The sequence below is a fragment of the Paraburkholderia azotifigens genome, from assembly GCF_007995085.1.
In the GTDB taxonomy this organism is placed as follows: Bacteria; Pseudomonadota; Gammaproteobacteria; order Burkholderiales; family Burkholderiaceae; genus Paraburkholderia; species Paraburkholderia azotifigens.
In genome coordinates this window covers 1074871-1087148 of the sequence record NZ_VOQS01000003.1, presented here as the reverse complement: position 1 = coordinate 1087148, position 12278 = coordinate 1074871, and the positions used below count along the sequence as shown (strand labels likewise).

Annotated in this window: 13 protein-coding genes; 8 read left to right on the top strand and 5 right to left on the bottom strand. The window is 61.4% G+C overall.

Features of this window, described 5'->3' with window-relative positions:
• The first annotated feature begins 29 nt into the window (after positions 1–29).
• The gene (locus tag FRZ40_RS22130) at positions 30–581 is read left to right on the top strand and encodes an RrF2 family transcriptional regulator (protein ID WP_028363731.1); all 552 of its coding nucleotides are present in this window, start codon (positions 30–32) and stop codon (positions 579–581) included.
• A gap of 111 nt (positions 582–692) precedes the next feature.
• Here FRZ40_RS22130 and FRZ40_RS22125 read toward each other — a convergent pair whose 3' ends face one another.
• The 3 genes from FRZ40_RS22125 to FRZ40_RS22115 form a co-directional block, all read right to left on the bottom strand.
• Entirely contained in the window at positions 693–1364 is a 672-nt protein-coding gene (locus FRZ40_RS22125) for an FMN-dependent NADH-azoreductase (protein WP_147235585.1), read from the bottom strand.
• A 497-nt stretch (positions 1365–1861) separates the two neighbouring features.
• A complete protein-coding gene (locus FRZ40_RS22120; RefSeq protein WP_051446208.1) occupies positions 1862–2185 on the bottom strand; it encodes a DUF3331 domain-containing protein in 324 nt (107 codons plus the stop codon).
• Between the two features lie 445 nt (positions 2186–2630).
• Entirely contained in the window at positions 2631–3062 is a 432-nt protein-coding gene (locus FRZ40_RS22115; RefSeq protein ID WP_147235584.1) for a cupin domain-containing protein, read from the bottom strand.
• A 311-nt stretch (positions 3063–3373) separates the two neighbouring features.
• On the opposite strand from FRZ40_RS22115, the gene FRZ40_RS22110 reads away from it, so the two are divergent.
• Together FRZ40_RS22110 and FRZ40_RS22105 are read left to right on the top strand one after the other, a co-directional pair.
• Entirely contained in the window at positions 3374–4585 is a 1212-nt protein-coding gene (locus FRZ40_RS22110) for a YbfB/YjiJ family MFS transporter (protein WP_147235583.1), read from the top strand.
• A gap of 140 nt (positions 4586–4725) precedes the next feature.
• Positions 4726–5208 (top strand): hypothetical protein, encoded by a 483-nt coding sequence (locus FRZ40_RS22105; RefSeq protein WP_240057257.1) that lies wholly within the window; start codon positions 4726–4728, stop codon positions 5206–5208.
• Here the strand turns inward: FRZ40_RS22105 and FRZ40_RS22100 are convergent.
• Positions 5186–6079, bottom strand: a complete 894-nt coding sequence (locus FRZ40_RS22100; protein WP_028363726.1) for a LysR family transcriptional regulator — start codon at positions 6077–6079, stop codon at positions 5186–5188. The genes FRZ40_RS22105 and FRZ40_RS22100 overlap by 23 nt on opposite strands.
• A gap of 90 nt (positions 6080–6169) precedes the next feature.
• On the opposite strand from FRZ40_RS22100, the gene FRZ40_RS22095 reads away from it, so the two are divergent.
• The 3 genes from FRZ40_RS22095 (at position 6170) to catC (ending at position 8700) form a co-directional block, all read left to right on the top strand.
• Positions 6170–7327, top strand: a complete 1158-nt coding sequence (locus tag FRZ40_RS22095; protein WP_147235582.1) for a muconate/chloromuconate family cycloisomerase — start codon at positions 6170–6172, stop codon at positions 7325–7327.
• A gap of 79 nt (positions 7328–7406) precedes the next feature.
• Positions 7407–8309 (top strand): catechol 1,2-dioxygenase, encoded by a 903-nt coding sequence (catA, locus tag FRZ40_RS22090; protein WP_028363724.1) that lies wholly within the window; start codon positions 7407–7409, stop codon positions 8307–8309.
• Between the two features lie 100 nt (positions 8310–8409).
• Positions 8410–8700 (top strand): muconolactone Delta-isomerase, encoded by a 291-nt coding sequence (gene catC / locus FRZ40_RS22085; protein WP_012403323.1) that lies wholly within the window; start codon positions 8410–8412, stop codon positions 8698–8700.
• 130 nt (positions 8701–8830) lie between these two features.
• Here catC and hmpA read toward each other — a convergent pair whose 3' ends face one another.
• Positions 8831–10012 carry an NO-inducible flavohemoprotein gene (gene hmpA, locus FRZ40_RS22080; RefSeq protein ID WP_028363723.1) on the bottom strand — a complete coding sequence of 394 codons (1182 nt, stop codon included), beginning with the start codon at positions 10010–10012 and terminating at the stop codon, positions 8831–8833.
• A 170-nt stretch (positions 10013–10182) separates the two neighbouring features.
• Here hmpA and norR point away from each other — a divergent pair, with 170 nt between their 5' ends.
• Together norR and FRZ40_RS22070 are read left to right on the top strand one after the other, a co-directional pair.
• Entirely contained in the window at positions 10183–11745 is a 1563-nt protein-coding gene (gene norR / locus FRZ40_RS22075; RefSeq protein ID WP_240057256.1) for a nitric oxide reductase transcriptional regulator NorR, read from the top strand.
• Between the two features lie 87 nt (positions 11746–11832).
• Positions 11833–12270 (top strand): MarR family winged helix-turn-helix transcriptional regulator, encoded by a 438-nt coding sequence (locus FRZ40_RS22070; protein ID WP_147235580.1) that lies wholly within the window; start codon positions 11833–11835, stop codon positions 12268–12270.
• Positions 12271–12278 lie beyond the last annotated feature (8 nt).

Below are 12278 nucleotides of genomic sequence, written 5' to 3'. Positions count from 1 at the left end.
TAACTGCGATTATCTTTGTCGGAGTGGCTATGTCTCACATCAGCGCCGGTGTCGAATACGGCTTGCACTGTCTGCTTTATCTCACGGAAGCGGCGCCTGGCGGCGTGTCCGAGGCGAGTGTACGCGATCTGGCGGAACTGCAGGGCGTACCCGCCGACTACGTGGCGAAGCTATTTACGAAGTTGCATAAGGCCGGACTCGTCATTGCAACGGAAGGCGCCAAGGGCGGCTTTGCGCTTGCGCGTCCGGCGAATCAGATTTCGGTGCTCGACGTCGTGGCGGCTATCGACGGCGACAAGCCTTTGTTCGAATGCCGCGATGTGCGCACGCGCTGCGCGGTGTTTGGTGAAACGGCGCCGGCGTGGGCCTCGAGCGGCGTCTGCTCGATCCATGCCGTGATGCAGAACGCCGAGAAGCGCATGCGCGAAGCACTCGCTTCGCAATCGCTCCACGACCTCGCGGTGCGCACGTCGGCGAAGGCGCCGCGCACGTATGGGCCGCAAGTCGTCAAATGGCTGGACGGCCGTGCGGCGGGCCGGCGGCGCGATCGCAGCGGGTCGGCTTCCGGCGCGAGATCCTGAGCCTTTCCTGAACTGCCGTTGAGCGGTTCCTGCAAAACAGGCAGTTGGTATGACGAAGGCCGCAGCCCTGAAAGCTGCGGCCTTTTCTTTTCAAGCCGTTGCGGCGACGATTCAGGCCGTCTCGACCTCCGCGCTCCCGACGCGCATCTTTTCCAATGCCGCCCACTCGGCGGCCACGCCCGCAAGTTCTGCCTTCGCACGCCTCAGCGCTTCGGTGCGCGCTTCCTGGTCGGAGAACTGCAACGGTTGCGCATCGACGAAGCGCGGCTCGTTGACGCCGACGAACGAGAAGGCAGCCTTGAGCGCCGGCGTGAGCGCATCCATCGACGAAAACACCGTGCCAGGGCGCAGATCGGCGCCGCGCGTGGTGATGAACAGCGCCTTCTGGCGGCTCAACTGCCCGACAATCGTGCCGTCCTCGGCATTCTTATAGGTAATGCCCGTACGCGTGATGTTGTCGACGAAAGCCTTGAACGCCGAGGGCATCGACCAGTTGTACATAGGCATTGCAAAGACGAAGGCGTCGGCTTCCAGCAGCCGCTTGCACAGCGCATCGGACGGCGCCAGCGTGGCGCGCATGGCGTCGGTGCGTTCGTGTTCCGCATGATAGGTCGCGATGGCGAACGCCTCGGTGACGTGCGCCGGCGTATCGACGGTGACGTCGAGATAGTCGATTTCGACATTCACGCCTTCCGCACGCAGGTTTTCGATGAACCCGCGCGACAAGGCGCGAGAGTTGGATCGTTCGCGCTTGGCGCTCGAATCGACGTGGAAAATCTTCATATCGCTCTCCTATAAACTGCGAATCAATGTATCGTAGTTGCGAGGATAGAGACTTTGGCGCAGATCCGCAACCGAAGGCACGCGGACCCCGTACCGTTCATGAGCGCGGCGACATTGCGCGCGAATGTGCCGTAGCCTTGCGCGACAAGGCTCGCGCGAATGCGTTAGCAGGCGCGTGGATAACGGGAGGGGAAATCGAGATTCAGTGTTGCGCGGATCGATGCGGTTGCGACGCCCTGATGCCGGGCGGTCGCGACACAGGTGCCACCTTGCCGCCGGCTATGCAGCACCAGGAAGTCATGCGTATGACAAAGGCGTACAAACCCTGCGGTTCGTGCGCGCGATGGATCGATGCTGAGCCTGCAACGAATGTTGCGTGGCGCATGCGTCATTTGAAGGACGCCAGCATCTAATAGAGGGGGCGCCCAGGCGCTGAGGCCTGCGGCGCTTAAGGTTTGTTCAGGCTTTGCAGTATGCGAATGACCGTGCGTTCAGATTCAATCGAGCATGATTCCGCTCGGACACGATGGCACAGCGGATGCCAGAATCATCCGGTCGCGATTGGCGGGGAAGTAGCTCTCGCAAGCCCGCGGACGAAACACGGGATCGCCGCGTCGTATCGGCATGCCTGTCAATACGCAAAATGAATCCATGCGTGCGAGTCCGATTCGCCATACCTGGTCGGCGTAATGACCCGAGCGCGGGTCGCTCCAGCAAACGCTCAGCGTCTTCGACGACAGTTGTTCGAGGATGGAGATGTGCGCCGGCGGCGGTTCGACGGGGGCAGGCGCAAGTGCCTCGGGCGGTGGCCGCTTGGTCATGCGGAATTTTTTCTTTGGACCGTATTGTGCTTTCTTGATCGATTCAAGGGGTGTGGGCATCAGGACGCCCACCAATGCACGTCGAACGATATCTTCTTCAACCGGACGAGTCATCATTCACCTCCGTCACAGAGTTTGGCTGGCGGCACGCTCCGACGCGGCCGAGATGCTGCTGCTGACGTGTTGCACGGTGTGGCTCGCAAGGCAGTTGCAGCGATGCCTGCATGGCGCGCAGCTATGCGCGAAATCGATTCCCGCCATCAACGCGCCGTGACTCTATATTGGACGTTCAGGCGACCATACAGCAAGTTAAGCGTTGTTAACCGGAATGCGCAATGAAATCTTGCCGCGCTTCAGGTCGCTGAATTTCTTAAGGCCACAAAGTAGTTCTCAACGCTTTGCGCGCGGTGCGATGGCTTGATGACAGCCTAAATATGCATCGCTATTACTTCTTGTCCCAGCTGACGAGGTTCTTATCGTTGTCGTCCGCGACAAAGATGGCCAGAAGCTTTGCGGGCCTGGTCTTGCTCGCGTTCTCGCTGACCATGTGATGTACGCCGGGCGCCTCAGTCCAGCTTTCGCCTGCGTGGTAGACACGCTCTTCGCCATCGTCGACCTTGCTTCGGATCGAGCCTTGCAGGACATAGCCGACCACGAACGCCTGGCCATGACGATGAGAAGGCGACACGCCACCCGGTTTGTAATCGACGACGATGGCCGTCATGGTCTTGCCGGGCACGTTAGCGATGGGCGTCTGGAACGCCGGGCTGATGTTCTCGCGCGGGCCATCGACGCCATGCGCATGCGCCGCGTGAGGTGCGGCCAGCGCAATGCAGGCCGTGGCCGTGGATACGAGAACGGTATGAACAAAATTCACTTGACTCTCCGATAGAAAATGTTGCCAAGGGCGTACGGGTTATCGACCAAATCCGTTCCGCTCGTTTAACTACGATTAATGTTGTCGTAGTTCGGAGAATAATCGCTTTTCAGAACACGTGCAAGGAAGCGCACGCAGGCGCGTGCCTTCGTCAATCCGCTTCACCCTATCGTCGGAATGGATTCCTTGCGATCTTTGTCATGTGTGTCTAGAATCCGCAACATTGACACAAATGTCTAAGATCGCGGGCGAGCGTTCCCGCGCCTGGCAAACCGCCGTGCAGCATGCGGCATCAAGCGGAATCTGTTTTCATGTCTACTGACGCATCACTCTCACCCACGGCCGTTGGCGGTCGAACTGCCATCTGGCGGCACATCTTCGCGGGATTCAGCGCGAGCCTCGTCGGGATCGGGCTCGCACGCTTCGCCTATACGCCGCTCATTCCGCCGCTGATTCAGGCGCATTGGTTCGCGGCTTCGGATGTCGTCTATCTGGGCGCCGCCAATCTCGCGGGTTATCTGCTCGGCGCACTGCTGGGCCGTCCCGCGGCGCATCGTTTGACGAATACGTACACCTTGCGCGCGATGATGGTCCTGGTTACAGCGGCATTTCTCGCGTGCGCATTTCCCGTATCCGTCGCGTGGTTTTTCGTTTGGCGGCTGCTGTCGGGCGTGGCGGGCGGAGCCATCATGGTGCTGGTCGCGGCAACGGTGCTGCCGCATGTACCGGCCGATCGCAAAGGGCTCGCGAGCGGGTCGATCTTTCTCGGGCTTGGCGTCGGTATTGCTGCATCGGGAACCATCGTGCCCTTGCTGCTCAATCTTGGTTTGCGCAGTACGTGGATCGGCATCGCGATCCTCTCTGGAGTCTTGACGGCAGCGACCTGGTACGGTTGGCCGTCCGCGACGAGATCTCATGCACACGCCGCACATACGCCGCCGGCGGCGAAAACACGTCTTCCTCCCATCGTCCGCGTGCTTTACGCCGAATATGCATTGATGGCGCTAGGCCTCGTTCCGACGATGGTCTTTCTCGTCGACTTCATCGCGCGCGGGCTCGGAGCGGGGACACATGTGGGCGCGTCATACTGGATTCTGTATGGCGTCGGCGCGATTTTTGGCGCACCCGTGTATGGGTTCGTGGCCGATCGCTTCGGCGGAAGCTTTGCGATCCGCGTGCTTTCGCTGCTGCAGGTTGTCGTCGTTGCCGTGCTGGCGGTGTCGGACAATCACATCGTGATCGGCGTGTTGACGCTCGTGATCGGCAGCTTTCCGCCGGGCGTCGTGCCGATGATGCTCACGCGCGTACATGAAGCCGTGCCGCACGATCACGCCGGACAGCACATGGTGTGGAGCCGCGTAACGACCACCTTCGCGGCATTTCAGGCCGTAGCGGGTTACGGATATTCGGCGCTGTTCAATGCGAGCGGCGGCAATCACCGGCTGCTGTTTGCGATTGGCTCAGTGGCGCTTGCTGTGCTCGTGATGACGGATTTCGCGTCGGCGCGGTTTGCGCGAAAGTAGAGCGTCACGATGAATGCGATGCGCCGCGCTTCGCGTGAAAAGAACATCCGATTGGCTCGTCTTAAGAGGATGAGCAGGCGCTGCACGTTAACAAGGATTTACTACCGCTAGCGCCGTCGACGAACGACAATTCCCTCATCATGCAAATCGACGCGGAGGCTTCGAACGTGAAGGCTGGCGTGGACCAGTCGTTCCGGAATGAAATGGACGACGCCGATTTGCGGCAGTCGGCGGGCGTGCTTTTGCCGTCCATACGACGCGGCGCGACGCGGCCGTCCCTCGCGTCGCGTCTCCTGATTCTCGGCGTGTGCGGCTGGTCGCTGATCGAAACGCCTGCGGAGTTCGATCCCTCTGCCGGCGATGTCGGCATCGCGGCGCTTGCGCTGGCGAAGATCGTGTGGACGGTGATCGGTATCGCGGCTGCACGCGGAATCAGGCGTGCGCAATGGATCTTTTCGTTTCTGTGCGGATTGAGTCTCGTCGCGATCGTGCCGGGTCTGCCTGTCGAATTACACGAGTCGACGTGGATTTTTACGCAATCGTTGATCGAATGCATGTTGAAGGCGGGCGCACTGCTCACATCAGGTTTGTCGCCGGCGGCTAGACCGACGACGCTTTCCTGAACAGGTCGCGCGCGATCGAGCAGAACAGATCGGTCGTGGAGCTCTGATCCTGAAGACGCCGGCTCATGATGATGGGCGACGACACGTTCGTTTCGTCGATTGAACGGTACGTCACACCGCGCGCCCGCAATCCCCTCACACTTTCCGGCACGAGACACACGCCCACTTGCGCGGCGACGAGTCCAAGCGCCGTTTGCAGTTCCCGAACTTCATGGACGGCGGCCGGTTCGACGGCGTGATCGCGGAACGCGGAGAGCTGCTGGTCCGCATAACTCGGACGCGGCGTCGACGGATAGATGATCAGTGTTTCTTTCGACAGCGCGTCGAGCGTCAGCTTCGCGGCATCGGCTAGCGCATGACCCGCAGGCAATGCCGCAATCAAGGGCTCTTCGACGAGCACTTCGCGCGCGAGTTGCGATTCGTCGAAGCGAAGCCGGCCAAAGCCGACATCGATACGTCCGCCCTTGAGCGCGCTCAACTGCTCGATCGTGAACATCTCGATCATTGAAATCTGGATCAGCGGCGCGGCCTCTCTGAACGCGCGAATCACCTCGGGTAGCGGGCCGTATAGCGTGGACGGGACGAAGCCGATCACGATGCGCTCGGCCAGTTGTGCAAGACGCCGCGTGAGCGGCAGCAGTTCATCGCTTTCTTCGAGCAGCCGCTTGGCCTGCGCGTAAAACACGCGCCCCGCTTCCGTCAGCTTGAGCGGACGCGCGCCGCGTTCGAAGAGCGCAAGTCCCACGCTGTCTTCGATCTGCTGGATCTGCCGCGAAAGCGGCGGCTGCGTCATGTTCAGGCGTTCGGCCGCCCGGGTGAAGTTCCTTTCTTCGGCGACGGCCACGAAATAGCGAAGTTGACGCAGTTCCATCTATGCCCCGAAGGTATGGAAATAGACTCAATCGGTCTTGGACGGATTCCGCCGGCGCTCCTAGTATGAGCGCAACAGGAGGAGAGCCGTATGATACCAAGCCCCGTTCAGATACAAGCCGTAGATACCATTCTCGTCGATGTTCCGACGATTCGCCCGCACCGCCTGTCCGTTGCCACGATGAATTGCCAGGCCCTCGTGCTGGTCCGGATTCAATGCGCGGATGGTATAACCGGCTGGGGCGAGGCGACGACGATCGGCGGCCTCGCTTACGGCGAGGAAAGCCCCGAAAGCATCAAGACCAATATCGACACCTATTTCGCGCCGATGCTCAAGGGCATGGACGCGACCCGTCCCGGCCAGGCGATGGCGAAGCTGCGCGAGTGCTTTCAGGGCAACCGCTTCGCCAAGTGCGCGATCGAAACCGCGCTGTTCGACGCCCAGGCACAACGCTTCGGCGTGCCGCTGTCGGAACTGTTCGGCGGGCGTGTGACGGATTCCGTCGAAGTTGCGTGGACGCTGGCCAGCGGCGACACCGGCCGCGATATCGACGAAGCGCATTCGATGCTGGAAATGAAGCGGCATCGCGTGTTCAAGCTGAAGATCGGCACGCGTGCGCCCGCTGACGACATCGCGCATGTGGCTGCGATCAAGGCAGCCGTCGGTGACCGCGCGGAAGTGCGCGTCGACGTGAATCAGGCATGGAGCCAGACGGAAGCGATCTGGGCCAGCGAGCGTCTCGCGGATGCCGGCTGCAACCTGATCGAGCAGCCCATCGCCGCCGAAGACCGGCGCGGACTCAAGCGGCTCGCGCATCGTTCGAACGTGCCCATCATGGCGGATGAAGCGCTGCACGGTCCCGTCGATGCATTTGACGTCGCGAGTGCGCACGCCGCCGATGTATTCGCCGTGAAGATCGCGCAGTCGGGCGGCCTGACGGGCGCGGCGAGCGTGGCCGCGATCGCGCTCGCTGCGGGCATCGACCTGTACGGCGGCACGATGCTGGAAGGCGCGGTCGGCACGATCGCTTCCGCGCAACTCTTCAGCACGTTCCGCGAACTGAAGTGGGGCACCGAACTCTTCGGGCCGCTGCTTCTCACGGAAGAAATTCTCACGGAGCCGCTGCGTTACGAGAACTTCTCGTTGCAATTGCCGCAGGGTCCTGGACTCGGTATTCAACTCGACCTCGACAAGATCGGGAGACTGCGCCGCGATTCGAAGCACGGCGCGAGTGTGGTCAAAGGTTAGCCATGACGGTGCTGGAATAGCGGCCCCGCAAAGCACATTTGGCATCGTCATCAGTGATTGGACTAAAGGAGACATCCCCATGAACATCGAAACTATCGACGCGCTGTTGAACAAGATCAACGAAAGCGCCACGCACGAAGGCAACGCACGCACGAAGCAGGTCGTGAACCGCATCATCCGCGATCTGTTTATTACCATCGACGAACTCGACGTGACGCCTAACGAATTCTGGGCCGCGCTGAACTACCTCGGCGAAGCAGGCCAAAGCGGCGAACTGGGTCTGCTGGCCGCGGGGCTCGGCTTCGAGCACTTCCTTGATGTGCGCCTCGACGAAGCGGAAGCGAAGGCAGGCGTTGCGGGCGGCACGCCGCGCACGATCGAAGGTCCGCTGTATGTGGCCGGCGCGCCGGAGTCGACAAGCCATGCGCGTCTCGACAACGGCAACGAACCGGGCGAAACGCTCGTGATGCGTGGCCGTGTGCTCAACGAAGACGGCCAGCCGGTGAAGGGTGCGCTCGTCGAAGTGTGGCACGCGAACCATCTCGGCAACTACTCGCACTTCGACAAGTCGCAGCCGGAGTTCAACCTGCGCCGCTCGATTCGCACCGACGCAGACGGCGTGTACAGCTTCCGCAGCGTGGTGCCGATCGGCTATAGCGTGCCGCCCGAAGGCAAGACGCAACAGTTGCTCGATCAACTTGGCCGCCACGGTCATCGTCCGGCGCACATTCACTTCTTCGTGTCGGCGCCCGGTTTCCGCAAGCTGACCACGCAGATCAACATTGAGGGCGATCCGTATCTGTGGGACGACTTCGCGTTCGCCACGCGCGAAGGTCTCGTGCCCGCCGTGAAGAAGGAAGAAGGTGCAACGGGTAAGCCTTATGGCATCGACGGCCAGTTTGCACTGATCGACTTCGATTTCAGCCTCGTCAAGGACCGCAACAACGTGCCGACGAGCGAAGTGGAACGCGTGCGCGCCTGAACTTGCAGCGCGGCAGCAGGACACGCTGGTGGTGTGAACGCGGCCGCCGCTTCAGGTGGCCGCTTTTATTTAAAGCAATGAATGGATAGGGAGTACACGAATGCTTTTTCACGTAAAGATGGTCGTCAAGCTGCCGCCCGATATGCCCGTCGAACGCGCCAATGAATTGAAGGCTACTGAAAAGGCAATGGCGCAGCGTCTGCAAAAAGAAGGGATCTGGCGGCACCTTTGGCGCATTGCAGGGCTCTATGCGAACTACAGCGTGTTCGACGTGGAAAGCCCGGCGCAACTGAACGATCTGCTGATGCAGTTGCCGCTTTATCCGTACATGGAAGTGACGGTGGATGCGATGTGCCGTCATCCGTCGTCGATTCACGAAGACGATCGCTGATCGCCGCTTCGCGTCACGGTCTTTAAGGCAAGCCCAAACAAAAAAGGAAGAGACGTAGAACAGCGTCTCTTCCAAAGTACTACAGGGTAGCCTTCAACAGACAACAACCACTACAACAAAAAACGCACGATCAATCGAGTGCCGCGGCCGGGCCGAAGAACTCGAAACGACTCTGCTTCTCGGGCACGCCAATCGCCTTCAGATGACGCTTGACCGCCTTCATGAAAGGCTTCGGTCCGAGGAAGTACACATCGACGTCACGCGTCGCCGGCATCCATTCGATCAGACGATCTTCGTCGATGAACCCTTCCGCGTGATGCGCTTCATCCTGCTGACGCGGCTTCTCATACACATAGAAGCGCTTGAGCTGCGGATGACGCGCCGCCAGTTCGTCGATCACGTCGCGGAACGCATGCACGCCGCCATGACGCGTCGCGTGGATGAAGTGAATGGGACGCGACGTTTGCAGCGCGGCATTCAGCATCGCAAGCGTCGGCGTGATGCCGACGCCGCCGCTGATCAGCACGAGCGGCTTGTCGTTGTGCTCCAGCGTGAAGTCGCCCGACGGCGCGAACAGATTCAGCGTGTCGCCTTCGTTCACGGCATCGTGCAGATAGTTCGAGCCCTTGCCATGCGGCTCGCGCTTCACGCTGATCCGATATTCGCGGCCGTTTGACGCAGCAGACAACGAGTAGTTGCGGCGAATCTCTTCACCGTCGACGACCAGACGCAGGCCGATGTACTGGCCCGGCTGGAATTCGAGCAGATCGCCGCCGTCGGCGGGACGCAGATAGAACGACGTGATCTCGTCGCTTTCCTTGACCTTGCGCGCGACCGTGAACGGACGCGTGCCACGCCAGCCGCCTTTCGCCGTTTCCTTCTCGACATACACCTTCTCTTCGAGACCGATCAGCAGGTCGGCCAGTTGACCGTACGCGGCGCCCCACGCTTCGATCACGGCGTCCGTTGCGATTTCCGGTCCGAGGACTTCGCGGATCGCGCGCAGCAGACATGTGCCGACGATCGGATAATGCTCGGGCAGAATGTTCAGCGCGACGTGCTTGTTGACGATTTGCGAAACCAGTCCGCCGAGTTGTTCGAGTTGTTCGATATGACGCGCATACATCAGCACCGCGTTGGCCAGCGCACGCGGCTGATCGCCCGATTGCTGGTGAGCCTGGTTGAACAGCGGGCGCACACTCGGATACTCCGACAACATGGTCTTGTAGAAGTGCGTCGTGAGTGCTTCGCCGCCGCTTTCGAGCAGGGGAACGGTTGCCTTGACGATTGCGCGGTGTTCGGCTGACAGCATGAGTTGGTACCTCTCGGTTTGGGGTGAGCGGGGTCCCGCGCAAATTCGGCGGGCTTCGGGTATTCTCTAAAGCATCTATCGGGCCAGCTTTAAATCATTGTAAAATCAGTCGCTTAGAAACATCAGAAGTGAATATGACAAGGGTTAAAACGACTTCTAACGAAGTCAAAATGACTGCATCCGAGGTGCTCGACGCGCTGATTCCGCTGGTCGAGGACCTGTCGCGCGACTTGCCGGAGCGCGAGCGCTATCGCCGCCTTCTGACGACGCTGCGCACGCTTTTTCCCGGCGATGCAGCAGCCCTGTTGCGTCTCGATGAAGACACGCTCGTGCCACTCGCTATCGACGGCCTGACCAGCGACACGCTTGGCCGCCGCTTTCGCGTGAGTGACCATCCGCGTTTCGCGGCGCTGCTGTCGAGCGAAGAGCCGACCCGCTTTCCCGCCGACTCGGAGATGCCCGATCCCTACGACGGCCTCGTGCACGGCGTGAGCGGGCATCTCGAAGTGCATGATTGCCTCGGCTGTCCGCTGCTGATCGGCGGCCGGCCGTGGGGTCTGCTGACGCTCGATTCGCTCGACCCGGAACGCTTCGACACCATCGACATGAATACGCTGCAGGCGTTTCTCAGTCTCGCGGCGGCGACGGTGAGCGTGGCCGAGCGCATCGATACCCTCGAGCGCAACACGGAAGAGGAGCGTCAGCGCGCGGAGGCGTATCGCCAGGCGAGCGGGCAGGGCAGCCGCGAACTGATCGGCAGCAGCACCGCGCACCAGCAGCTGGTCAACGAAATCCGCGTGGTCGCACATAGCGATCTGACTGTGCTGATCACGGGCGAAACGGGTGTCGGCAAGGAACTGGTCGCGAACGCGATCCACACCGGTTCGCCGCGCGCGAACAAGCCGATGATCAGCCTGAACTGCGCGGCGCTGCCGGATACGCTCGTCGAAAGCGAATTGTTCGGCCACGTGCGCGGTGCGTTTTCCGGTGCTTCGTCGGACCGGCGCGGCAAGTTCGAACTCGCCGACGGCGGCACGCTGTTTCTCGACGAGGTCGGCGAACTGCCGCTCGGCGTGCAGGCGAAGCTGCTGCGCGTGCTGCAGAACGGGCAGCTGCAGCGCATCGGCTCGGATAGCGAACACAAGGTCGACGTGCGGCTCATCGCCGCGACCAATCGCGATCTTGCCGACGAAGTGCGTGAAGGGCGTTTTCGGGCGGACCTGTATCACCGGCTGAGCGTGTATCCGCTGCGCGTGCCGCCGCTGCGCGAGCGTGGGCGCGACGTGCTGCTGCTCGCGGGCTTTTTCCTCGAAGAGAACCGGGCGCGGCTCGGGCTGCTCAGCATCCGGCTCGGGCAGGACGCGCAAAGCGCGCTGCTGTCGTACAACTGGCCGGGCAACGTGCGCGAGCTGGAGCATATGATTGGCCGCAGCGCGTTCAAGGCGCTGTCGCGCCATCGTGAGCGGCCGCGCATTCTCACGCTGACGGCGGCGGATCTCGGCATGTCGGCGAACCATGGCGGCGAACTGCTGACGGCGGCACCGAGCGCGGGTGCCGCCGATGCCGGCGAAGCGAACGTCACCGATTTCCGCAGCGCCGTCACGGCCTACGAGCGCACGCTCGTCAGCGACGCGCTGGAGCGCAACAATCACAACTGGGCGGCCGTTGCGCGGGCGCTCGGCATGGATCGCGCGAACCTGAACCGGCTGGCCAAACGCCTCGGGCTGAAATAAGCGGCATTTCGCGGGGCCGCGGAGATCTGATTTGGTAGTATCTGATTAGTCAGTCAGATCGCCGGACGATCGTTCAGGAGGCTTCACGTGCGTCACTACACCAAAGACAATTTCAGGCTCACCGAGAGCGTCGGCTATCAGCTCGTCAAGGCGCGCAACCTGATCGTGACCGAGATGGACGCGGCGCTGAAAGACCTCGATATCTCCAGTCAGCAAATGGGCATCATGCTGATGCTCAGGCAGAAACTCGCCTCGACGCCGTTCGAATTGTCGAAAATGCTCGGCATCGACACAGGGCTGATGACTCGCATGCTCGACAAGCTCGAAGCGAAAGGGCTTGTGGTGCGCTCGCGCGACGAGCAGGACCGCCGCGTCGTCAACCTTTCCCTGACGAAAGCCGGCATCGCGGTCGCCGACCAGATTCCCGACATCGCGCCCGACGTGCTCAACGCGCGCCTGAAAGACTTCACGAAGGCCGAACTGACCGAACTGCGCCGTCTGCTGCGCAAGTTCGTGAGCGACTGAAACGCCTC

Excerpts from the sequence above, each read along its gene's own strand:
- FRZ40_RS22125 (WP_147235585.1), bottom strand. The coding sequence starts at position 1,364 with ATGAAGATTTTCCACGTCGATTCGAGCGCCAAGCGCGAACGATCCAAC.
- FRZ40_RS22105 (WP_240057257.1), top strand. The coding sequence starts at position 4,726 with ATGCAAATCGACGCGGAGGCTTCGAACGTGAAGGCTGGCGTGGACCAG.
- norR (WP_240057256.1), top strand. The coding sequence starts at position 10,183 with ATGACTGCATCCGAGGTGCTCGACGCGCTGATTCCGCTGGTCGAGGAC.
- hmpA (WP_028363723.1), bottom strand. The coding sequence starts at position 10,012 with ATGCTGTCAGCCGAACACCGCGCAATCGTCAAGGCAACCGTTCCCCTG.
- FRZ40_RS22130 (WP_028363731.1), top strand. The coding sequence starts at position 30 with ATGTCTCACATCAGCGCCGGTGTCGAATACGGCTTGCACTGTCTGCTT.
- FRZ40_RS22100 (WP_028363726.1), bottom strand. The coding sequence starts at position 6,079 with ATGGAACTGCGTCAACTTCGCTATTTCGTGGCCGTCGCCGAAGAAAGG.
- catA (WP_028363724.1), top strand. The coding sequence starts at position 7,407 with ATGAACATCGAAACTATCGACGCGCTGTTGAACAAGATCAACGAAAGC.
- catC (WP_012403323.1), top strand. The coding sequence starts at position 8,410 with ATGCTTTTTCACGTAAAGATGGTCGTCAAGCTGCCGCCCGATATGCCC.
- FRZ40_RS22095 (WP_147235582.1), top strand. The coding sequence starts at position 6,170 with ATGATACCAAGCCCCGTTCAGATACAAGCCGTAGATACCATTCTCGTC.
- FRZ40_RS22110 (WP_147235583.1), top strand. The coding sequence starts at position 3,374 with ATGTCTACTGACGCATCACTCTCACCCACGGCCGTTGGCGGTCGAACT.
- FRZ40_RS22120 (WP_051446208.1), bottom strand. The coding sequence starts at position 2,185 with ATGACCAAGCGGCCACCGCCCGAGGCACTTGCGCCTGCCCCCGTCGAA.